The organism is Bacillus sp. SRB_331 (assembly GCF_003264175.1).
Lineage (GTDB): Bacteria > Bacillota > Bacilli > Bacillales > Bacillaceae_G > Bacillus_A > Bacillus_A mycoides.
Map to the genome: position 1 here is coordinate 390,427 of NZ_NADV01000011.1, position 22,700 is coordinate 413,126.

Annotated in this window: 24 protein-coding genes and 2 other annotated features; of the genes, 20 read left to right on the forward strand and 4 right to left on the reverse strand. The window is 37.9% G+C overall.

Translation table 11 applies throughout. From position 1 onward, the window contains the following. Window positions 1-11 precede the first annotated feature (11 nt). The 6 genes from B5P42_RS10615 to B5P42_RS10635 all read left to right on the forward strand — a co-directional run bounded on the left by B5P42_RS10615 (window position 12) and on the right by B5P42_RS10635 (window position 5,538). Window positions 12-452 carry a D-tyrosyl-tRNA(Tyr) deacylase gene (locus B5P42_RS10615; RefSeq protein ID WP_002015302.1) on the forward strand — a complete coding sequence of 147 codons (441 nt, stop codon included), beginning with the start codon at window positions 12-14 and terminating at the stop codon, window positions 450-452. A 116-nt stretch (window positions 453-568) separates the two neighbouring features. After that, window positions 569-901 (forward strand): YrdB family protein, encoded by a 333-nt coding sequence (locus tag B5P42_RS10620; RefSeq protein ID WP_002143224.1) that lies wholly within the window; start codon window positions 569-571, stop codon window positions 899-901. A gap of 82 nt (window positions 902-983) precedes the next feature. After that, window positions 984-1,160, forward strand: coding sequence for a hypothetical protein (locus B5P42_RS31970; protein WP_002015300.1), 177 nt, complete (start codon window positions 984-986; stop codon window positions 1,158-1,160). A gap of 54 nt (window positions 1,161-1,214) precedes the next feature. Beyond that, window positions 1,215-1,445, forward strand: a binding site (T-box leader). A gap of 69 nt (window positions 1,446-1,514) precedes the next feature. After that, a complete protein-coding gene (gene hisS / locus B5P42_RS10625) occupies window positions 1,515-2,786 on the forward strand; it encodes a histidine--tRNA ligase (protein WP_012261743.1) in 1,272 nt (423 codons plus the stop codon). Between the two features lie 12 nt (window positions 2,787-2,798). After that, window positions 2,799-4,574: an aspartate--tRNA ligase gene (aspS, locus tag B5P42_RS10630; RefSeq protein ID WP_113734177.1), complete on the forward strand. Its 1,776-nt coding sequence runs from the start codon at window positions 2,799-2,801 to the stop codon at window positions 4,572-4,574. Between the two features lie 196 nt (window positions 4,575-4,770). Beyond that, complete coding sequence (locus B5P42_RS10635) at window positions 4,771-5,538, forward strand: tRNA threonylcarbamoyladenosine dehydratase (RefSeq protein WP_000903181.1); 768 nt, start codon at window positions 4,771-4,773, stop codon at window positions 5,536-5,538. 156 nt (window positions 5,539-5,694) lie between these two features. On the opposite strand, the gene B5P42_RS10640 is transcribed toward B5P42_RS10635, so the two are convergent. Beyond that, a complete protein-coding gene (locus tag B5P42_RS10640) occupies window positions 5,695-6,336 on the reverse strand; it encodes an RsfA family transcriptional regulator (protein ID WP_002145629.1) in 642 nt (213 codons plus the stop codon). A gap of 37 nt (window positions 6,337-6,373) precedes the next feature. Next, complete coding sequence (locus B5P42_RS10645) at window positions 6,374-7,660, reverse strand: replication-associated recombination protein A (RefSeq protein ID WP_002067244.1); 1,287 nt, start codon at window positions 7,658-7,660, stop codon at window positions 6,374-6,376. Between the two features lie 394 nt (window positions 7,661-8,054). Here B5P42_RS10645 and cymR point away from each other — a divergent pair, with 394 nt between their 5' ends. From cymR to B5P42_RS10680, 7 genes are all read left to right on the forward strand, one after another. Next, the gene (gene cymR, locus B5P42_RS10650) at window positions 8,055-8,471 is read left to right on the forward strand and encodes a cysteine metabolism transcriptional regulator CymR (protein ID WP_000704117.1); all 417 of its coding nucleotides are present in this window, start codon (window positions 8,055-8,057) and stop codon (window positions 8,469-8,471) included. Between the two features lie 35 nt (window positions 8,472-8,506). Next, window positions 8,507-9,652, forward strand: coding sequence for a cysteine desulfurase family protein (locus B5P42_RS10655; protein ID WP_113734178.1), 1,146 nt, complete (start codon window positions 8,507-8,509; stop codon window positions 9,650-9,652). Window positions 9,653-9,668: 16 nt separating this feature from the next. Further along, window positions 9,669-10,784, forward strand: a complete 1,116-nt coding sequence (gene mnmA, locus B5P42_RS10660) for a tRNA 2-thiouridine(34) synthase MnmA (RefSeq protein WP_002088752.1) — start codon at window positions 9,669-9,671, stop codon at window positions 10,782-10,784. Between the two features lie 110 nt (window positions 10,785-10,894). Beyond that, window positions 10,895-11,554: a tetratricopeptide repeat protein gene (locus B5P42_RS10665; RefSeq protein ID WP_002088750.1), complete on the forward strand. Its 660-nt coding sequence runs from the start codon at window positions 10,895-10,897 to the stop codon at window positions 11,552-11,554. Window positions 11,555-11,661: 107 nt separating this feature from the next. Next, a complete protein-coding gene (gene recD2 / locus B5P42_RS10670; protein WP_088293724.1) occupies window positions 11,662-13,998 on the forward strand; it encodes an SF1B family DNA helicase RecD2 in 2,337 nt (778 codons plus the stop codon). Window positions 13,999-14,125: 127 nt separating this feature from the next. Then, a complete protein-coding gene (locus tag B5P42_RS10675) occupies window positions 14,126-14,314 on the forward strand; it encodes a hypothetical protein (RefSeq protein WP_002015288.1) in 189 nt (62 codons plus the stop codon). Between the two features lie 18 nt (window positions 14,315-14,332). Further along, window positions 14,333-14,461: a YrzQ family protein gene (locus B5P42_RS10680; protein WP_002015286.1), complete on the forward strand. Its 129-nt coding sequence runs from the start codon at window positions 14,333-14,335 to the stop codon at window positions 14,459-14,461. A 36-nt stretch (window positions 14,462-14,497) separates the two neighbouring features. On the opposite strand, the gene B5P42_RS10685 is transcribed toward B5P42_RS10680, so the two are convergent. Then, a complete protein-coding gene (locus B5P42_RS10685) occupies window positions 14,498-14,710 on the reverse strand; it encodes a hypothetical protein (protein WP_002015285.1) in 213 nt (70 codons plus the stop codon). A gap of 176 nt (window positions 14,711-14,886) precedes the next feature. Here B5P42_RS10685 and B5P42_RS10690 point away from each other — a divergent pair, with 176 nt between their 5' ends. Then, window positions 14,887-15,954 (forward strand): AI-2E family transporter, encoded by a 1,068-nt coding sequence (locus B5P42_RS10690; RefSeq protein ID WP_113734179.1) that lies wholly within the window; start codon window positions 14,887-14,889, stop codon window positions 15,952-15,954. A 38-nt stretch (window positions 15,955-15,992) separates the two neighbouring features. Here the strand turns inward: B5P42_RS10690 and B5P42_RS10695 are convergent, their stop codons facing one another. Continuing rightward, a complete protein-coding gene (locus tag B5P42_RS10695; RefSeq protein ID WP_002034108.1) occupies window positions 15,993-16,337 on the reverse strand; it encodes a PH domain-containing protein in 345 nt (114 codons plus the stop codon). A gap of 237 nt (window positions 16,338-16,574) precedes the next feature. After that, window positions 16,575-16,793: a binding site (T-box leader), on the forward strand. A 41-nt stretch (window positions 16,794-16,834) separates the two neighbouring features. Between B5P42_RS10695 and alaS the strand changes: the two genes are divergently transcribed. The 6 genes from alaS (at window position 16,835) to B5P42_RS10725 (ending at window position 22,698) form a co-directional block, all read left to right on the forward strand. Continuing rightward, a complete protein-coding gene (gene alaS, locus B5P42_RS10700) occupies window positions 16,835-19,477 on the forward strand; it encodes an alanine--tRNA ligase (RefSeq protein WP_113734180.1) in 2,643 nt (880 codons plus the stop codon). Window positions 19,478-19,555: 78 nt separating this feature from the next. Continuing rightward, the gene (locus tag B5P42_RS10705; RefSeq protein ID WP_000348591.1) at window positions 19,556-19,822 is read left to right on the forward strand and encodes an IreB family regulatory phosphoprotein; all 267 of its coding nucleotides are present in this window, start codon (window positions 19,556-19,558) and stop codon (window positions 19,820-19,822) included. A gap of 3 nt (window positions 19,823-19,825) precedes the next feature. After that, window positions 19,826-20,239 (forward strand): Holliday junction resolvase RuvX, encoded by a 414-nt coding sequence (gene ruvX / locus B5P42_RS10710; RefSeq protein WP_001221204.1) that lies wholly within the window; start codon window positions 19,826-19,828, stop codon window positions 20,237-20,239. A gap of 12 nt (window positions 20,240-20,251) precedes the next feature. Further along, window positions 20,252-20,530, forward strand: coding sequence for a DUF1292 domain-containing protein (locus tag B5P42_RS10715; RefSeq protein WP_002034112.1), 279 nt, complete (start codon window positions 20,252-20,254; stop codon window positions 20,528-20,530). Window positions 20,531-20,770: 240 nt separating this feature from the next. Next, window positions 20,771-21,841, forward strand: a complete 1,071-nt coding sequence (gene mltG / locus B5P42_RS10720; RefSeq protein ID WP_044442460.1) for an endolytic transglycosylase MltG — start codon at window positions 20,771-20,773, stop codon at window positions 21,839-21,841. Between the two features lie 215 nt (window positions 21,842-22,056). Further along, window positions 22,057-22,698 (forward strand): O-methyltransferase, encoded by a 642-nt coding sequence (locus B5P42_RS10725; RefSeq protein WP_002129210.1) that lies wholly within the window; start codon window positions 22,057-22,059, stop codon window positions 22,696-22,698. The last annotated feature ends 2 nt before the right edge of the window (window positions 22,699-22,700 follow it).

Genomic DNA, 22,700 nt, shown 5'->3' on the forward strand with positions numbered 1-22,700 from the left:
GTGTAGAAAAGATGAGAGTTGTTTTACAACGATCAAAGGAAGCGTCTGTCACAGTAGATGGCGAGATTGTAGGACAAATTCCATTCGGTTTAACATTACTAGTTGGCATTACGCATGAAGATACAGAAAAAGATGCAACTTATATCGCAGAAAAAATTGCAAACCTACGTATTTTTGAAGATGAGAGCGGAAAGATGAACCACTCTGTACTTGATATGAAGGGACAAGTTCTATCTATTTCGCAATTTACATTATACGGAGATTGCCGCAAGGGAAGACGTCCAAACTTTATGGATGCTGCGAAACCTGATTATGCAGAACATTTATATGATTTCTTTAATGAAGAAGTTCGTAAACAAGGACTGCATGTGGAGACAGGACAGTTCGGAGCAATGATGGACGTTTCTTTAATCAATGATGGTCCGGTGACCTTAATTGTAGAAAGTAAATAGTGTTGCCGGGGAAGAGAGGATTATAGGTCCTCTCTTTTTTCATACATTGTGGTATGTTTTGTTTAGTTACAATAGGATTTAATTTGAAGAGGAATAAAAGGAAAAGAAGGTGTAGCATGCTTCAAGAATTCAATATAGCTTTACGTTTTATGCTGGAGTTATGCATTCTTGGGATTGTTGGATACTGGGGGTTTCGAATAGGAGAAGTACCTGTTGTAAAAATTACACTGGCTATTAGTCTTCCGATTGTTGTTGCTGTCATATGGGGGTTATTTGGAGCTCCATACGCAGAGTGGGAAGTGCGTGGTATATTGCATGTATTGTTAGAAATTATCGTGTTTGGAGTAGGTGTTGCAGCGTTGTATCATTTGAAGCACCCTTTACTTGCGAGTGGATTGGCTACCGTTATTATTGTTAATCGCATTCTTATGTTTATTTGGAATCAATAACTGTTTCAGCTATGTATAACTATCTCATCAATATGGAACAATAAAAAGTAAAACAACCATATTGAATGTGAGGGATATACGTATGCGTATGAATGAAAAAGGGCATTCTGTTACAAATGGTGCAAATCAACTGTTTAACGTAAATTTACATGATTTTATTTCAAAAGAACAAAACAATACTTCAATGGAGCTTGCTTCTGAGTTTGGAATTTCACTACAAGATGTAAAGCGCCTAAAGAAGCAAATTGAGCGCTCTTAGAGCACTTGACAATCCTACTCAACAAACGTATAGTAATTTTATATTTACATATGAATATAGCCGTTGATAGAGGAGAGTAAATGAGATACACATGGAAAGAGAAGGAATGTCCTAGGCTGAAAACATTTCTACATGATGACTGATTGAATGACACTCTGTAGGTTTCAACTTGAAAGGCTTATACGCTTAGTAGAGATGAACGCAAATTTAAGCGTTATTAAAAAAGTGGAAGCATACGTGCTTCAATTAGGGTGGCACCACGGGTATAATACTCTCGTCCCTACTGTTCAAACAGTAGAGGCGGGAGTTTTTTTATTTTTATTAAGATTAAAACAATTTGAGGAGGAACTGAATATGTCTATTCAAATCCCACGCGGAACGCAAGATATTCTTCCAGGTAGTGTTGAGTTATGGCAGTATATCGAAGGGCAAGCGCGCGACATTTGCCGTCGTTACAATTATAAAGAAATTCGTACACCAATTTTTGAGCACACAGAGCTATTTTTACGTGGTGTTGGTGATACGACAGATATCGTACAAAAAGAAATGTATTCATTCCAAGACCGTGGAGAGCGTAGTTTAACATTACGTCCAGAAGGTACTGCACCTGTTGTACGTTCTTACGTTGAAAACAAAATGTTCGGTGATGCAACACAACCAACAAAATTATACTATATCGGCCAAATGTTCCGTTATGAAAGACCACAAGCAGGTCGCTATCGTCAATTCGTACAATTCGGTATTGAAGCAATTGGTAGTAACGATCCAGCAATTGATGCAGAAGTAATTGCACTTGCTGTAGAGTTTTACCGCGGTATGGGCTTGAAAAATATTAAAGTTGTATTAAATAGCTTAGGTGATGCAGCGAGTCGTCAAGCACACCGTGATGCGTTAATTGCTCACTTTGAGCCGCGCATCGGAGAATTCTGTTCTGATTGCCAATCTCGCTTAGAAAAAAACCCTCTTCGTATTTTAGACTGTAAGAAGGACCGTAATCATGAATTAATGAGCACGGCACCATCTATTACAGAATACTTAAACGAAGATTCAGCAGTATACTACGACAAAGTACAAGAACTACTAACGATGATGGATGTTCCATTTGAGAAAGATCCGAATTTAGTACGTGGTTTAGACTACTACCAACACACTGTTTTTGAAATTATGAGTGAGGCAGAAGGTTTCGGTGCTATCACAACATTAAGTGGCGGTGGCCGTTATAACGGACTTGTACAAGAAATCGGTGGACCGGAAATGCCAGGTATCGGTTTTGCGATGAGTATTGAGCGTTTAATTATGGCGCTGAAGGCTGAAAATATTGAGTTACCAATTGAACATAGTATTGATTGTTACGTTGTAGCACTTGGTGAAAAAGCGAAAGACCGTGCTGCAAAAGTTGCGTTCGATCTTCGTAAAGCTGGATTATCAGTTGAAAAAGATTATTTAGATCGCAAAATGAAAGCACAATTTAAATCTGCAGATCGTTTAAATGCGAAATACGTAGCTGTATTAGGGGAAGATGAGCTAGATAAAGGCATCATTAACTTAAAAGATATGGCAACAGGCGGACAAGAAGAAGTAGCGTTAGATGTATTTGCTTCATATGTAGCAGAGAAATTAATATAGGGGGAACTTAAAGTGGCTGAAAGAACACATGCATGCGGAAAAGTAACAGTAGAAGCGGTTGGACAAACAGTTCAATTAAAAGGTTGGGTACAAAAACGCCGTGATTTAGGTGGATTAATCTTTATCGACTTACGTGACCGTACAGGTATCGTACAAGTTGTATTTAATCCAGAAACATCAAAAGAAGCGTTAGAAGTAGCAGAAACGATTCGTAGCGAATACGTATTGCACGTAGAAGGTACAGTTGTTGAACGTGGTGAAGGCGCAATTAATGATAATATGGCAACTGGTCGTATTGAAGTACAAGCATCGAAAGTAAATGTATTAAACGCAGCGAAAACAACGCCAATCATTATTGCTGATGATACAGATGCATCAGAAGATGTGCGTTTAAAATATCGTTACTTAGACTTACGTCGTCCTGCAATGTTCAACACATTCAAAATGCGTCATGACGTAACGAAAACAATTCGTAACTTCTTAGATACAGAAGAATTCTTAGAAGTTGAAACACCAATTTTAACGAAGAGCACGCCAGAAGGAGCTCGCGACTATTTAGTACCAAGCCGTGTGCATGATGGTGAATTTTATGCATTACCTCAATCTCCGCAGCTATTTAAACAGCTTCTTATGGTCGGTGGATTTGAGCGTTACTATCAAGTAGCACGTTGTTTCCGTGACGAAGATTTACGTGCGGACCGTCAACCGGAATTCACGCAAATTGATATCGAGGCATCATTCTTAACACAAGATGAAATTTTAGAAATGATGGAGCGTATGATGACGAAAGTCATGAAGGATGCAAAAGGTGTAGAAGTTAGTGCACCATTCCCTCGTATGAAATATGCTGATGCAATGGCTCGCTTTGGTTCTGATAAGCCGGATACACGCTTTGAAATGGAACTAAAAGACCTATCTGAATTTGCAGTAGGCTGTGGATTTAAAGTATTTACAAGTGCTGTAGAAAACGGCGGACAAGTAAAAGCGATTAACGCAAAAGGTGCAGCGAGCAAATACTCTCGTAAAGACATCGATGCATTAACTGAATTCGCCAAAGTATACGGTGCAAAAGGTCTAGCTTGGCTTAAAGTTGAAGAAGACGGCTTAAAAGGACCGATTGCGAAATTCTTCGGTGAAGAAGAGGCAAACGTGTTAATGAGTACATTAGAAGCGGATGCTGGTGACTTATTACTATTCGTAGCAGATAAGAAAAGTGTTGTTGCAGATAGCTTAGGTGCACTTCGTTTACGTCTAGGTAAAGAACTTGAGTTAATTGACGAAAGTAAATTTAACTTCCTATGGGTAACTGATTGGCCACTTCTTGAGTACGATGAGGATGCAGATCGTTACTTCGCAGCTCACCACCCATTCACAATGCCATTCCGTGAAGACGTTGAGTTATTAGAAAAAGCACCAGAAAAAGCACGTGCACAAGCATATGACCTTGTATTAAACGGTTATGAGCTTGGTGGTGGATCACTTCGTATTTACGAGCGTGACGTACAAGAAAAAATGTTCAAAGCACTTGGATTCTCACAAGAAGAAGCACAAGAACAATTCGGATTCTTATTAGAAGCATTCGAATACGGTACACCACCACACGGCGGAATCGCATTAGGTTTAGACCGTCTTGTTATGTTACTTGCAGGTCGTACGAACCTTCGTGATACAATTGCATTCCCGAAAACAGCAAGCGCAAGCTGCTTATTAACAGAAGCGCCAAGCCCAGTTGCAGAAGCTCAGCTTGAAGAGCTAAGCTTAAAATTGAGCTTGAAAGAAGAGAAGTAAGAATAGAGTCTAGATGGTTATACTAACCCCATCTAGGCTTTTTTTATAGAGATTGTTTAAAAAGTCCGGTTTTACATTATGTTTTCCTTGTTTGAAATACGTATTTTTAGGAATTCTATAACTTTTTCTATACAAATAGTCGGAAAAACGCTAGAATACATGGTAGACCATTTTTGTAATAGGAGTGTAGAGCTGAATGTTACATCAATTTTCACGTAATGAATTAGCCTTTGGAAAAGAAGGCCTTGAAATATTAAAAAATAGTACAGTCGGTATTTTAGGTATTGGCGGCGTAGGATCATTTTCCGCAGAAGCGTTAGCACGTTCTGGCGTAGGACGTCTCGTATTAGTTGACAAAGATGTTGTAGATATTACAAACGTAAACCGTCAAATTCACGCGTTAGTATCTACTGTAGGACGTTCAAAAGTAGAATTAATGAAAGAGCGTATTGCAGATATTAATCCAGAGTGTGAAGTAATTGGACTAGAGATGTTTTATACAGATGAAACATATGAAGAGTTCTTTAAACACGGTTTAGATTTCGTAGTAGATGCATCTGATACGATTACGTTCAAAATTCATTTAATTAAACAATGTTTACGTCGTAAAATCAAAATTATCTCATGTATGGGTGCGGCAAATAAAATGGACCCAACTCGTTTCCGTATTGCGGACATTTCTAAAACACATACAGATCCAATTGCGAAAGTAATTCGTACGAAGCTTCGTAAAGATGGTATTAAAAAAGGTGTAAAAGTTGTCTTCTCTGACGAAAACCCAATCGTAATTCGTGAAGAAGTACGTAAAGAAATCGTACCAGACGAAAATGCAAAAATTCGTAAAGCGAAATTACCACCTTCTTCAAATGCGTTCGTACCATCTGTGGCTGGTTTAATTATGGCAAGTCACGTTGTACGTGAACGTATTAAAAACGTAGAAGTGAAGCGTGTAGGGCAAGAATAAAAAGGAAGCATATATCGTTTAGGATATATGCTTTTTGTATGTTTTAAAGAAATGTCGATGTCGAATCGTTAATATAATTTCATTTACTGTGGTGCTTTTTCACTAAGGGAAAATAAACAGGGATGTCACTTATTTGAAAAAGTGGCATCCCTGTTTTTAGTTTTCTGCAGAATATATAATATCTAAATTTCCATTTTGATCGGTTTTGAAAATCGGAGCAATTTGCTCTTCTTGTTCTTCGACCGAAACAAGTTTTCGAGCACGATCCATAATTCTAACAAGCATTGCATAATCTTCTTCGATTGCTTGTTGTTTTTTTGTGAGAACAGCTAATTTTGCTTCAAGTTCATTATTCGTTTTTTTCAGGGAAGTGAGCTGATCTTGTAATACGTCATTTTCAGTTTGTAACTTTGCGAGTGAAGGGTTATTGTGCTCCAAGTTTTGCAAAAATGAGATGACATTTTGCATTGTAAGATCTTGTTTATTTGGGGCAATATCTTCTGAAAACTCGGCATCGATTACGAGCTGCCGAGTTTGTGTGAACTGCTCTTTTTCTATTTTAGCTTCCGAACGCTTTAATTCTTTACGTTGTTTTTTTGCGATTTGCACCGCATCTTCATAATATGGTCTTACTTCAGCATTCCATCTAAAGCCACAAGCTGCTGAAGTTCGGTTTAATGTATCACCAACTTCATCGAATGCTTTTATTTGTGTACTTCCGCTGCGGATATGTCGTAAAACAGTTTCTGCTAAAAGGAGATCGTCTTCTTTTGTCCATGCATCTTGACGTGTTTTCATAAGCGAACCCTCCGTAATGGTGACGTTTTCGCTTATATTACCCTTTATTCTTCGTTTTATGCGAACTTTGTAATCTTTCATAAACAGTAGAAAGTGCTTGTTCAAATTTTCCTGTCGTTTTCGGTTTATAATATTGCTTGTTTTTAATTTTATCAGGTAAGTATTGTTGTTGTACCCAACCGTTTGGGTGATCGTGTGGATATAAGTATCCGATGCCTCTTCCTAACGATTCGGCTCCTTTATAATGACTATCTTTTAAATGACTTGGAATATCGCCTGTTTGGCCATTACGTAAATCGTGTAGTGCGGCATCGAGTGCTTTATAGGCCGAGTTTGATTTCGGTGATAGACAAAGTTCAATAACAGCATTTGCAAGTGGTATGCGTGCCTCTGGGAAGCCGACCCGTTCAGCTGATTCAATCGCTGCAAGTGTACGTTGTCCAGCTTGTGGGCTAGCAAGTCCGATATCTTCATATGCCATAATAAGCAGACGTCTACCGATGCTTTGTAAGTCACCAGCTTCAATAAGACGTGCTAAATAATGAAGTGCGGCGTTCACATCACTTCCGCGTACTGATTTTTGAAAAGCAGATAAAACGTCATAGTGAGCATCGCCACCTTTGTCGTGAACGAAACTCTTTTTCTGTAAGCATTCTTCCGCGATTTCAAGTGTGATTTCCGCGGCTTTGTCGTCAGTTGTAAAGCTAGATAAAACAGCTAGTTCAAGTGCATTATAAGCTGAGCGCATATCTCCGCCTGACGCATTTGCAAAGTGATGTAATGCCTCATCCGTAACAGTTACATCATATTCCCCAAGCCCTTTTTCTTTATCTTCAAGCGCTCGTTTTAAGCCAATTAAAATATCATCTTCTGTTAATGCGTGTAATTCGAAGATTTGACAACGACTTCGAATAGCAGAATTAATAGCATGGAACGGATTGCTTGTCGTTGCACCAATTAAAGTAAGAAGTCCGCTTTCTAAATGGGGTAATAGAAAGTCTTGCTTCGCTTTATCTAGCCTATGAACTTCATCCAAAATTAAAACGAGGTGCCGATGCATTTTCGCTTCTTGTACGACAACTTCCATATCTTTTTTATTATGAGTAACAGCGTTTAAGAGGCGAAACAGGGTTCCAGTACTTCCTGCAATTGCGCTGGCGATTGATGTTTTTCCTGTGCCTGGAGGACCGTATAAAATCATTGATTGAAAATGATTTGCTTGGACCATTCGCCATAAAATCTTACCTTCACCAACTAAATGCTGTTGTCCGATAATTTCTTGAATATTTGTAGGGCGCATTCGATGTGCGAGTGGTTGTTTCATTTGACCCTCTCCCTTAATGTATAATCTCATTCTATCGTATCATTTTTTTTGATGAAATTTGAAATAGGATGCTGTTTTGTGGGGAATATGAATATGAATATTCCTATTTTTCTTTCAATTGTAATAATTTCCGAGTTTTTCAATGTGATTTTATGTTATCATTTTGATACACAAGTTGAAATTTCTTATAATACTATATTATGCTATAATTTCATAGGATTTTAAATTGTGTTCTTTTATAAAGTGAAACTTTAATCAGTGGGGGTTTTGTTCATCCCCCACCTAACTTCTTTGCTCCAGCCGAATTTTGAGGTGGGAGTTTTACTGCCTGCAAATAGCGGGATAAATAAGATATAACCAATAGAAGTGAAAATTTGAAATGAGGTGCAAATAGATGAAGATTTCAACGAAAGGCCGCTACGGCTTAACAATTATGATCGACCTTGCAAAAAAGTTTGGTGAAGGCCCAATTTCATTAAAATCAATTGCACAGGCACATGATCTATCTGAGCATTACTTAGAGCAATTAATTTCACCACTTCGTAACGCTCGTCTTGTAAAGAGTACGCGTGGTGCATATGGTGGATATGTATTATCTGATCAGCCAGTCAACATTACAGCTGGAGATGTAATCCGTGTACTAGAGGGTCCAATTAGTGTTGTAGAAATGATAGAAGAAGAAGAACCAGCACAACGCCAATTATGGATGCGTGTTCGTGATGCAGTGCAAGAAGTATTAGATAGTACAACTTTAGAAGATTTAGTACGTTATGAGGAAGAAAATCACGGGGGCTATATGTTTTACATTTAATTCCTTGTGAAACGATTTGGAAAGAAGGAGATTTAATGGAACGCATTTACTTAGATCATGCTGCGACATCTCCGACTCACCCAGAAGTAGTCGAAAAGATGATTCCATATATGACAGAAACATTTGGAAACCCGTCTAGTATTCACTTTTATGGGCGTCAAACGCGCCATGCGGTAGATGAGGCGAGACGTGTGTGTGCACGTAGCATTCACGCGAGTCCAAATGAAATTATATTCACGAGCGGTGGTACAGAAGCTGATAATTTAGCACTTATAGGTGTAGCGCGTGCGAATCGTCATAAAGGTAACCACATTATTACAACGCAAATTGAACATCATGCGATTTTGCATACGTGTGAATTGCTAGAGCGTGAAGGATTTGAAGTGACGTATTTACCTGTTGATGAAACAGGGCGTGTTCAAGTTTCTGACATACAAAAGGCACTAACGGAAGAGACGATTCTTGTATCTATTATGTTCGGGAATAATGAAGTAGGGACAATACAACCAATTGTGGAAATAGGTAAGCTGTTAAAAGAGCATCAAGCTTATTTCCACACAGATGCTGTACAAGCTTACGGTTTAATAGAAATAGATGTGAAAGAGTTTGGTATTGATTTATTATCGATTTCCGCTCACAAAATTAACGGCCCAAAAGGTGTAGGGTTCCTATATGCTGGTGCAAATGTGAAATTTGAACCGTTATTAATAGGCGGAGAGCAAGAAAGAAAACGTCGTGCTGGTACTGAAAATGTACCTAGTATTGTTGGACTTCAACATGCAGTTTCGCTAGCTGAAAAAACTCGTGAGCAAAAAAATGCCCAATATGAAGAGTTTAAAGATATAATGGTATCTGTCTTCAAAAATGAGGACATTCATTTCGAGGTAAACGGAGACTTGGAATATCGCTTACCACATGTGTTTAATATAAGTTTTACAGGAATGAATATTGAACCGTTTCTTGTAAACCTAGACTTAGCTGGTATTGCAGTATCAAGTGGTTCTGCTTGTACAGCTGGTTCGATTGATCCATCACATGTATTAGTGGCGATGTTCGGAAAAGACTCCGATCGAATACGTTCATCCGTACGTTTTAGTTTCGGACTTGGAAATACGAAAGAGCAAATTGAAAAAGCGGCGTACGAAACAGTGAAAATCGTGAAGCGATTAACACAAAATTAGCATGGGAGGTGACATGATGAACAAACTACCTCAAGAAACACGCGTTGTCATCGGGATGTCCGGTGGCGTCGATTCATCTGTAGCAGCTCTTTTATTAAAAGAGCAGGGTTATGATGTAATCGGAATTTTTATGAAAAACTGGGATGATACAGATGCAAATGGTGTCTGCACAGCAACAGAAGATTACAATGATGTAATTGAAGTGTGTAACCAAATCGGCATTCCGTATTATGCAGTAAACTTTGAAAAACAATACTGGGATAAAGTATTCACGTACTTTTTAGATGAGTACCGAGCTGGTCGTACACCAAACCCAGATGTAATGTGTAACAAAGAAATTAAATTTAAAGCATTTTTAGAGCATGCAATTGCACTTGGTGCTGATTATGTAGCAACAGGTCATTATGCACGCGTTGCTTATATGGACGGCGAATATAAAATGCTTCGCGGCGTTGATGACAATAAAGATCAAACATATTTCTTAAATCAATTAAGCCAAGAGCAACTATCAAAAACAATGTTCCCATTAGGTGAATTAAAGAAACCACAAATTCGCGAAATGGCGACAGAAGCTGGTTTAGCGACAGCGGCGAAGAAAGATAGTACTGGTATTTGCTTCATCGGTGAGCGTAACTTTAAAGATTTCTTAAGTAACTATTTACCGGCGCAACCAGGTGTGATGCAAACATTATCTGGTGAAGTGAAAGGGAAACATGATGGTTTAATGTATTATACAATTGGACAACGTCATGGCCTTGGTATTGGTGGTAATGGTGATCCGTGGTTTGCTGTGGGAAAAAACTTGAAAGAAAACATTTTATATGTTGATCAAGGATTCCATAACGAACTTCTATATGGTGATGAAGTTATTGCTACGAATGTAGGCTGGGTAAGTAATAAAGCGAAGGAAAAAGAATTTACGTGTACAGCGAAATTCCGTTATCGTCAAGCAGACAATAAAGTAACGGTTCAAATCGTTGATGAAAATACAGTTCGTATTCTTTGTGATGAGCCAATTCGTGCGATTACGCCAGGCCAAGCAGTTGTTTTCTATGATGGAGATGAGTGCTTAGGCGGCGCTACAATTGATGAAGTATATCATAGTGGTAAGAAATTAGATTATTTAGGATAACACGAGAAGCCTCTGCCGATTAGCGGTTAGAGGTTTCTTTTACATAAAGCGAATTTTTGTTCGCTTGGAAAATACATTCTTTGTTATAATTTGTTGTAGAGGTGAAGGATATGTCAAACAAACTTGAAACAGGTATTAAATATATGCAAGAAGGAAACTGGGAAGAAGCAGCTGAAAATTTCACAGAAGCAATCGAAGAAAACCCGAAAGATGCGCTTGGATACATTAACTTTGCGAATTTATTAGATGTATTAGGTGATAGTGAGCGAGCAATTTTATTTTATAAACGTGCATTAGAATTAGATGGTAAATCTGCGGCTGCTTATTATGGATTAGGCAACGTATATTACGGTCAAGAGCAATTTGCAGAGGCGAAGGCTGTATTTGAACAAGCGATGCAAGTGGGATTACAATCAGCTGACGTAACATTTATGTTAGGTATCACACATGTGCAACTTGGAAATGATCGTCTTGCACTTCCATTTTTACAAAGAGCGACGGAATTAGATGAAGGCGATGTAGAAGCTGTTTTCCAATGCGGACTTTGCTTCGCACGACTAGAACATATTCAAGAGGCAAAACCTTATTTTGAAAAGGTGTTAGAAATGGATGAAGAGCATGCAGATGCGTATTATAATTTAGGTGTTGCGTACGTATTCGAGGAGAATAACGAGAAAGCTCTTACTTTATTTAAGAAAGCGACTGAAATTCAAGCAGACCACTTTTTAGCTGGTAATGGTATTCGTTTATTAGAGCAAGAAGCTGAATAAAGTGAAATTATAGTTTAATGCGCAGTTACCCCTCATCTAAAGATTGTGAAAGAGGTGGGGGATGTACTGCTCATTAAAGTGAAAAGAACTCGGAAAGGAGAGGAAATATGGGAAATCAACATGCAATGGATTTGTTTGAGGAAGAAAAAAGATTTATAAAAGCGCAAGTTCTTCATACCATTTTCCACAACGAAGAAAACCTCTATTCCGTTGTCAGTATGAAAGTCATTGAAACGAATGAAACATACGACGAAAAAAAAGTAATGATAAACGGTCATTTTCCCCGTATGCATGAAGATGAAGTGTTTACATTAACAGGTCATTTTAAAGACCACCCAAAGTATGGAAAACAATATTTAGTTGAAACGTTTAAAAAAGAATTGCCACAAACAAAAGCAGGTATGGTGCAATATTTAGCGAGCGATTTATTTAAAGGGATTGGAAAGCGTACAGCCGAAAAAATCGTGGACCATCTTGGTGAGCATGCGATTTCTAAAATTATGGATGATCCGGATGCGTTAAGTGGTGTTGTAAACAAGCAAAAAGCGCAGGAAATATATGAGACGATTATTGAGCATCAAGGGCTCGAGAAAGTGATGAGTTTTTTAAATGGTTACGGTTTTGGAACAAAACTTTCTATTAAAATTTATCAGCAATATAAAGAGATGACATTAGAAGTGATTCGTAATAATCCGTATAAACTTATTGAAGAAGTGGACGGAATTGGATTTGGAAGAGCAGATGATATAGGGCGTGCAATCGGAATAACGGGCAATCACGATGACCGTGTACGTGCAGGGTGTTTTTATACGTTAGAGAATATTTCATTACAACTCGGTCACGTGTATATGGAAAAAGGTCAGCTTGTAAGAGAAACGATGTCACTTTTAAATAATCAAGAAGGCGGAGTGACTGAGGAAGATATTGTAGGCTGCGTTGAAATGATGCAAAGTGAAGGGAAAGTCATCATAGAAGAAGAGCGTGTGTATTTAGCTTCGTTATTTTACTCTGAAAAAGGCGTTGTAAAGTCCATTCGCAGGCTTATGAATCAAGAGGAAACCCCTGCATTTCCTGAAGCAGAAGTGTTAAAGACATTAGGTGAAATTGAAGAACAGCTAAAGGTACAGTATGCACCGCTTCAGCAAGAAGCAGTTCAAACTGCACTTCATAAGCCGATGATGTTATTAACAGGTGGACCAGGAACGGGGAAAACTACAGTTATTAAAGGAATTGTTGAAATGTATGCGTCGCTTCACGGGCTATCACTAAATCTAAATGAATATAGTGATGACAATCCATTTCCAATACTATTAACGGCTCCAACAGGAAGAGCAGCGAAGCGAATGAGTGAATCGACGGGGCTTCCGGCGTGCACAATTCATCGCCTGCTTGGATGGACGCCAGAAGGGTCTTTCCAGCGAAATGAAACAGACCCTGTTCAAGGGAAGCTCCTTATTATTGATGAGTTTTCGATGGTAGATATTTGGCTGGCAAATCAATTGTTTAAATCCTTGCCGACGAACATCCAAGTAATCGTTGTAGGTGATGAAGACCAATTACCATCGGTAGGACCTGGACAAGTGTTGAAAGATTTATTAAATGCAGGTGCCATTCCAACGGTAAAACTCACAGAAATTTATCGTCAGGCAGAAGGTTCGTCTGTTATTCAGCTTGCCCATGCGATAAAAGACGGAACACTTCCGCCAGATTTAGCACAAAATAAAAAAGATCGTTCATTTATCAGCTGTGCAGGTGCTCAAATTGTTGAGGTTGTTAAAAAGGTTTGTGAAAATGCTAAGACAAAAGGCTTTAGTGCAAGAGATGTACAAGTGTTGGCACCAATGTACCGCGGACCAGCAGGTATTAATGTGTTAAATGAAGCTCTTCAAGAAGTGTTTAATCCGAAAAAAGAAAAGAGTAAAGAAATTGCCTACGGTGACGTTGTATACCGGAGAGGTGATAAAGTACTTCAATTAGTCAATCAGCCGGAAAGCCAAGTGTTTAATGGTGATATTGGAGAAATTGTTTCAGTATTTTATGCGAAAGAAAATGTCGAGCAACAAGATATGATTATCGTTTCATTTGATGGAATTGAAGTAACATATACAAAGCCGGATTTAAATCAAATTACGCATGCCTATTGCTGCTCGATTCATAAATCACAAGGTAGTGAATTCCCAATAGTTATTATGCCAATTGTAAAGAGCTACTACCGTATGTTACGTCGTAATTTAATTTACACGGGTATTACAAGGAGTAAGAAATTCCTTATTATTTGCGGGGAGGAAGCAGCGTTTCAATCCGGTGTAAATCGCCTTGATGATGCAATGCGTCAAACGACTTTAGCTGGCCGATTGCAAGAATCACAAGGAGAAGTGCAGATGGTGACGGTTAATGGTGAAGAAATGGACGTGGAAAACATTTCACCGTATGATTTCATGTAACAAGGTGAAATTATATAGTGAACCTTTCAAACGTATAACGTTGAAAGGTTCTAGCAATGTATAAATGAATGCAGTTTGGACATAATGGCGAATAGAATCTGGGAGACTGTAAGGAGATGAAAGCCATATGTTCAGTTGTCCAAATTGCAAAGGGAAAGACATCGGAAAAATAGGTGTCAACCAATTTTATTGCTGGAATTGTTATATCGAATTATCGGTTTCAAAGGGGAAAATCCATACACATCAAGTAGAGGAAGATGGTTCATTAAGCTCTCTTGATGATTTATTTGATGATAATGAAAGAACGATCGGATAACGAAAAGGGGGATTTACTTTGAATCTACGCAATTCATTAATCGCATTAGGTGTTGGAGCTGCAGCGTATCAATATGCTCGCAAACAAGATGTATTCTCAAAACGCAATGTGAAAAAAGCACGTAAGATGATTAAGTCTTATTTATAAGGCGTAAAAAACTCCCTTTATGATAAGGGAGTTTTTTTATGCGCTTGTATGCAAATATAAAAGTCCGATTTCAGAGAAGAGATAAGATAAACCGTAGCATCCAACGCCAAGCATTCCATAATGCCATAAGTGCTTAGCTCTTTCCTTTCGTGAGGAACGAATAAAGAAGCCTTTCCAAATACCAAACCCGATACAAATCCATTCAAGAAGCATAAAAAGTGCGGATAATGCAAGCATAAATAAGATCATTATGAGCCCTCCTGATTATATTTTGACATTTTGTATTTTCAGGGGTGGTTGTCCTTATTATGTTAAATATATGTATGTCTTTAAAAAACAGTATGGTCTGTATAAAAAGATTTTAAAACTTTTGCACATAACCTAACCTATTTATTTTCAAAATAAAGATGGAGGAGGTTTTTCGTGTGAAGAATCTTAAAATCATTTGGATATATCGTTTAGGATTATTGTTACTCGTTTTTCTTTGTTTGCTCGTCTTTTTAAAAATTAAGCCACTATGGGCACCGATTATTTTTGTATTTAAAGTGGCAATCACACCGTTCTTTATTGCTTGTTTTATTGCTTATTTATTACACCCTTTAATTGAAAAAATCCATAAGGAAGGAATGCCACGCACACTTGCTATTTTGCTCATTTATATTCTTTTCTTTGGCGGAATTGGCTATGGAATTTATAAAGGAACGCCAGTTGTTATTAAACAGTTACAAGAAATTAATGAACAATTTCCGCAGTTTACAAAAATGTACGATTCTTGGATGGATGGAGTTACAGAACAAACAGCGAATTTCCCATCATTTATTCATGAAAAGGTGAAACAAATTTTTGGTGGTGTAGAAACGAAGATTCAAGCGCTTTTAAATAAAGTCATGAGCACAGCTCGTGGTGTACTGGATTCGTTACTCATTATTTTCTTAATTCCGTTCATTGTATTTTACATATTAAAAGATTACGGTGAGTTTTATCATGTATTTTGGAAATTAGTCCCGAGTAAGTGGCGTAGTACGGGGCAAATGCTTGCGAAAGAAATTGATAAATCACTCGGAAGTTATATTCGAGGACAGTTATTTGTTTGCTTAGTATTAGGGGGAGTATCTGTTCTTTCTTTTTGGTTTATCGGTATGAAATATCCGTTATTACTCGGCATTATTATTGGGGTAACGGATATAATCCCGTACTTTGGTCCTATTTTAGGGGCGATTCCGACGTTGATGATTGCGGCAACGGTATCAACGAGTTTACTCATTAAGGCGGGGATTACGATTGCTATTTTGCAATTTTTGGAAAGTAACATTTTATCGCCTTACATCGTTGGTAAGTCGCTTCGTATGCATCCTGTTATTATTATGCTTGCATTACTAGTTGGAGGAGAGATAGCCGGGATTGTAGGATTACTAATATCAGTTCCAATTTTAGCAGTTATTCGTACAGTGATTGTTCATGTAAGGCCTCTTTGGAAAAAAGAAGATGTGTAATATGATAGCCCTCTACTTATAAAAGTAGAGGGCTATCATTATTTAGAGAGTTGCTCGTGTATTTGTTGAACGAGAGAGCTTACATCATTTGTTTGAATATGTTTTATTTTTTTCCATTCATTATCGTACATAAATATAATTTGATTGCTGAAAAGACGCTTTTGCTCTTGTAGATTAGAAATGTTTGCAAAAGAGTACTCTTCAAATATTGGGTTCTTACTTACATCTGGTCCATAAAAGAAGAGCCGTTTGTTCGTTAAAATTAACAGTCCTGGTCTTGCGACGGAACGATATATAAATATATTTAATGAGCATGCTGCATAAAAAAGGATTTTTTCATCAGTTGTTAACATTTCTTTAGCTTGATTCAATAAGGTTGTCATTGTAATCGCTCCTTTATTGTTAATAATTTAATTATAACAAATAATGTAATATTTAGAAATTCGCATAAAGTATTTTTTGAGAGGAGATTCCTATTTAGTAATAAATGCATAATATATTTAAAGGCTGTTAAGAATGAATAGTAGAATAACTATGATTAATAAGCAATTGATACAATATAAATGATTATCTACATTGACAAACTTAAGAGAATTCTATTATATTTAGTCATATAATACATTAAATCAATGACGGAACAAGTACGTTACAGTCCATTTGTAGAGAGAAGCTTCCACTGGCTGAAAGGAGCTTTAAATGAAGGGTAACAGAAAGCTAATCCTGAGAGCAGCTAATCACTGCCGTCTTGCCACGTTACGGCACCATGAGGTGATGAATTGATTGTTATAATAATCAATTCATAATTAGGGTGGTATCGCGAGTTAACTCTCGTCCCTTTTATTAGGGGCGGGAGTTTTTTATATTTAAGGAGGAAAATACAATGAAACAACTAACAGGCGCACAAATTCGTCAAATGTTTTTAGACTTTTTCCAAGAAAAAGGACATGCAGTAGAACCAAGTGCATCACTAGTTCCTCATGAAGATCCATCTCTGTTATGGATTAATAGTGGTGTAGCGACATTAAAGAAATATTTTGATGGTCGTGTAATCCCACAAAATCCACGTATTACAAATGCACAAAAATCAATTCGTACAAACGATATTGAAAACGTTGGGAAAACGGCTCGTCACCATACATTCTTTGAAATGTTAGGGAACTTCTCAATCGGTGATTACTTCAAAGAAGAAGCAATTACTTGGGCTTGGGAATTTCTAACGAGCGACAAATGGATCGGATTCGATAAAGAATTACTATCTGTTACAATTCATCCGGAAGATGAAGAAGCATTCACAATTTGGAATGAGAAAATGGGTGTTCCAAAAGAACGCATCATCCGTTTAGAAGAAAACTTCTGGGATATCGGTGAAGGACCAAGTGGACCGAATACAGAAATTTTCTATGACCGCGGTGAATCTTACGGTAATGACTTTAGTGACCCAGAATTATATCCGGGCGGAGAAAACGAGCGTTACTTAGAAGTATGGAACCTTGTATTCTCTCAATTTAACCATAATCCAGACGGTTCATATACGCCACTTCCTAAGAAAAACATCGATACAGGAATGGGTCTAGAGCGTGTGACATCTATCGTTCAAGATGTACCTACGAACTTTGATACAGACCTATTCATGCCGATGATTGGTGCAACAGAATCAATTTCTGGTGAGAAATATCGTAATGGCGATTTGGAAAAAGATATGGCGTTTAAAGTAATTGCTGACCATATCCGTACAGTAACATTCGCTGTTGGTGACGGTGCTCTTCCATCTAACGAAGGCCGTGGTTATGTATTACGTCGTTTATTACGCCGTGCTGTTCGTTATTCTAAGAAATTAAACATCAACCGTCCGTTCATGTTTGAATTAGTACCGGTTGTTGGAGAAGTAATGAAAGACTTCTATCCAGAAGTACTTGAAAAGAAAGATTTCATCGCAAAAGTTGTGAAGAATGAAGAAGAGCGTTTCCATGAAACACTTCATGATGGTGAATCAATTTTAGCTGAAGTAATTGCAAAAGCGAAAGAAGAAAAAACAACTGTTATTTCTGGCGTAGATGCGTTCCGCCTATACGACACGTACGGTTTCCCAATTGAATTAACAGAAGAATATGCAGAAGAAGCTGGTATGACAGTTGATCAAGCGGGCTTTGAAAATGAAATGGAGAAACAACGTGAGCGTGCACGTGCTGCTCGTCAAGACGTTGATTCTATGCAAGTTCAAGGCGGTGTACTTGGTGAAGTTAAAGTAGCGAGCGAATTCGTTGGTTACGGTACAGTTGCAACAGAAAGTAACGTCGTTGCCCTTGTGAAAAATGGTGAGTATACAGATAGCTTACAAGCAGGTGAAGAAGGACAATTAATGCTTGATGTAACGCCATTCTACGCTGAGAGCGGTGGGCAAATTGCAGACCGTGGTTACCTTCTTGCTGACGGCGTGAAAGTTGTTGTAAAAGACGTACAAAAAGCACCAAATGGTCAAAACTTACACAAAGTAGTTGTGGAAGAAGGTACATTAACGAAAGAAGCGGCTGTAAAAGCTCTTATCGATACGAAAAACCGTAGTAGCGTTGTGAAAAACCATACAGCAACTCACTTACTGCACCAAGCATTAAAAGATATACTTGGAACACATGTTAACCAAGCGGGTTCTCTTGTAACATCTGAACGTTTACGTTTTGACTTCTCTCACTTCGGTCAAGTACAAGCTGATGAATTAGAAAAAATTGAGCGTATCGTAAACGAAAAAATTTGGGAAAGTATTGATGTTGCGATTTCTCAAAAAGCAATCGAAGAAGCGAAAGAAATGGGCGCAATGGCATTATTCGGTGAAAAATACGGCGATGTTGTACGCGTTGTGCAAGTAGGCGATTACAGCTTAGAGCTTTGCGGTGGTTGTCACGTTGATAACACAGCTTCTATTGGTATTTTCAAAATCGTTGCTGAGTCTGGTATCGGTGCAGGAACTCGTCGTATTGAGGCGGTAACTGGTAAGTCTGCATACGAATTAATGAACGATCAAGTAGGTTTATTAAAAGAAGCAGCAGGAAAAATGAAAACAAATCCAAAAGATATTTTAACAAGAGTTGATGGTTTATTTACTGAAGTAAAACAACTTCAAAAAGAAAACGAATCTCTTGCTGCGAAATTAAGCAATATCGAAGCTGGAAACTTAACTGATTCAGTAATGACAGTTGATGGCGTGAACGTATTAGCGGCGAAAGTAAATGTTGCAGATATGAACAACTTACGTACAATGATGGATGACCTTAAAAATAAATTAGAGTCTGCAGTTGTTGTATTAGCGTCTGTAAATGACGATAAGGTAAACATTTTAGCTGGCGTAACGAAAGATTTAATTAGTCAAGGTTACCATGCGGGTAAACTTGTGAAAGAAGTAGCTTCTCGTTGTGGAGGCGGCGGTGGTGGCCGTCCTGATATGGCACAAGCAGGCGGTAAAAACCCAGCGCAAGTAGAGGAAGCTTTAGCGTTTGTACAAGAGTACGTTAAATCTGTTTCAAAATAAAGAGATAGTAGTGTACAATGGTAGGGAGAGGAGAAGTTCTTCTCCCTATACTTACTACTTACAAGTGAGGTGCTTGAAATGGACGGTTTTGATAAGACAATGAAGTTTAGCATTCAAGATGAAAAACAGAGTGTCCATGTAAATGATGTACTTTTAACTGTGTATGATGCACTTCAAGAAAAAGGTTATAATCCGATTAACCAAATCGTCGGTTATTTATTAAGTGGAGATCCAGCATACATACCTCGCCATAAAGATGCACGAAGCATCGTTCGCAAGCTTGAACGTGATGAGATAATTGAAGAGCTTGTGAAGTCTTACTTGAAACATCATCGTGAGGAGTAGTTTATGCGGATATTAGGTTTAGATGTTGGTACTAAAACAGTCGGTGTTGCAATGAGCGATGAAATGGGCTGGACAGCACAAGGGCTGGAAACAATCAGGATTAACGAAGAACGAGGCCACTTTGGTTTTGACCGTATTTCTGAGTTGGTAAAACAGTACAATGTGGACAAAATAGTAGTAGGTTTACCTAAAAATATGAATGGTACAATCGGCCCTCGTGGTGAAGCGTGCCAGCAATTTGCAGAAAACCTGCGAAATCTGTTACAATTAGAAGTTGTAATGTGGGACGAGCGTTTGTCGACGATGGCAGCGGAACGTCTGCTCATTTCAGCTGATGTGAGCCGTAAGAAGCGAAAACAGGTAATCGATAAGATGGCTGCAGTCGTGATCTTACAAGGATTTTTAGATAGTAAATAAGAGGTGACCAAAATGGAAGAAAATCAAATTACAATTGTAGACGAAAAAGGAAACGAACATTTATGTGAAATTATTTTCACTTTTGATGCTGAAAAATTCGGCAAAAAATCTTACGTAGTCTTCTCTCCAATCGGTGAAGTAGACGAAGATGGAGACCAAATCTTCGATGCAATGGCATATGAGCAAAGTGAAGAAGAGGGCGGAACATTACTTTCAATTGAATCTGAAGAAGAGTGGGAAATGGTACAAGAAATGTTTAACACTCTTGCTGATGAGCAAGAAGAAGAATAGTAATGGATAAAAAGGCGAACTGTGTACACAGTTCGCCTTTTTGTATTCATATGCAAAATGACAGATTTTTTTTCGAAACTACTTAATTGTTTATAGTATAATAAGACGGGTTGTATGAAAAAAGGCTTTAAATAAGTAGCTGTCACCGATTATTTAGAAATGATTGGTTTTGCTTTATGTTTGTAGGGCATTGTATAGAGGAAGTGTATACGGTCTACAATTGAATAAGGAGGAAGAATTTTGGTAGAGAATCAAGTGAAGAAGAAGCGTAGACGCATTTTTTTAATTTCGATTATCGCACTGCTTTTAGTTTGTGGATCAGTCTATGCGTATATTTCATCTGCATTAGGGCCAGTTGATAGTGGAAATAAAAAAGAGATTGAGGTAGAGATTCCAAAGGGGTCATCTACAAGTAAAATCGGTGAGATTTTAGAAGAAAAAGGTGCTGTGAAAAGCAGTACAGTTTTTAGTTTTTATACGAAATTTAAGTCGAAAAGCTTACAAGCAGGTACATATTTATTAAATCCTTCGATGAGTGCCAACGATGTCATTGAACAAATGTCATCTGGCAACGTACATCGTCCGGCTCTTTATAAAGTGACGATTAAAGAAGGGGCGCAAGTAACTGAAATTGCTGAAGTGATTGCGGCAGAATTAAAGTGGAATAAAGATGATGTTGTGCGTCAATTAAACGATAAAGCATTTATTCAAAAAATGCAGCAAAAGTATCCGAAGCTATTAACAGATAAAATTTTTGATAGCAACATTAAATATCCATTAGAAGGATACTTATATCCAGCAACGTATTCTTTCTATAAAAAGGATACAAAATTAGAAGAAATTGTAATCCCGATGCTTGAGAAAACAAATGCAATTATTGTTCAAAATGAGGCGAAAATGAAAGGGAAGAACTGGGATGTTCATCAACTTCTCACGTTGTCTTCACTTATTGAAGAAGAGGCTACTGGCTTTACTGATCGCCAAAAAATCTCTAGTGTTTTCTATAATCGTTTAGCGAAAGGCATGCCGCTTCAAACGGATCCGACGGTATTATACGCGCTTGGAAAGCATAAACAACGTGTATTATACGAAGACTTGAAAGTAAACTCACCGTACAATACGTATGTTGTGAAAGGGTTGCCGGTTGGACCGATTGCAAACTCTGGTAAACATTCAGTGGAAGCAGCGTTAGATCCTGCGCAAACAGATTATTATTATTTCTTAGCTGCACCAAGTGGTGAAGTGTATTATGCGAAAACATTAGAAGAACATAATGCATTAAAGCAAAAATACATTACGAAAAAACAGTGAAATGGGGAGGGATAGCGAAAAGGGTCGCATATCCCTCTTTTTTGTGGTAAAATATATCGGGTTAAAAACTGGCAGAAGAATCGTTTTTAATATCAAAACGGGACGTACAAGCTAAGGGTGAAACTGGCTTGTATTTTTATTGCATTCTATGTGTGAAAAGACAAAGGTTGACGCGTCATAGAGGCACTTCTCCATGTAAATAAGGAGGACCAATTATGGAGGATACAGTTAACGAGTACCTATTATCATTTATTGATCCAAAAGATAAATTAATTCTTGAAATGGAAGAGTATGCAACTGAAAACCATGTGCCGATTATGGATCGACTTGGAATGGAATTTATGCTGCAATTTTTACGTTTAATTGGACCGGAAAGTATTTTAGAACTTGGAACAGCAATCGGTTATTCTAGTATTCGTATGATGCAAGCTATTCCGAACTCTCGCATTGTGACAGTAGAGCGCAATCGTGAACGATATGAAAAGGCACTTGAATATATAGAATGTTCCTCGGTAACAGACCGTATTTCTGTTATTTACGGTGATGCTTTAGAAACGGGCGAACAAGTGAAAGAACATGGAACATTTGATGTTATTTTTATTGATGCAGCGAAAGGGCAGTATCGTCGCTTTTTTGACTTATACGAACCGTTATTAAATCCTGGTGGCGTTATTATTTCAGATAACGTTATGTACCATGGTCTTGTGACGACAAAAGAGAAAATTGAAAATAGACGTACCCGTGGTTTGATTCGTCGTATTAAGACGTACAATGAATGGCTTATGAATCATGAAGGATATGATACAACGATTTTCCCAATTGGCGATGGAGTGGCTGTAAGTAAAAAGAGAGGGTGACA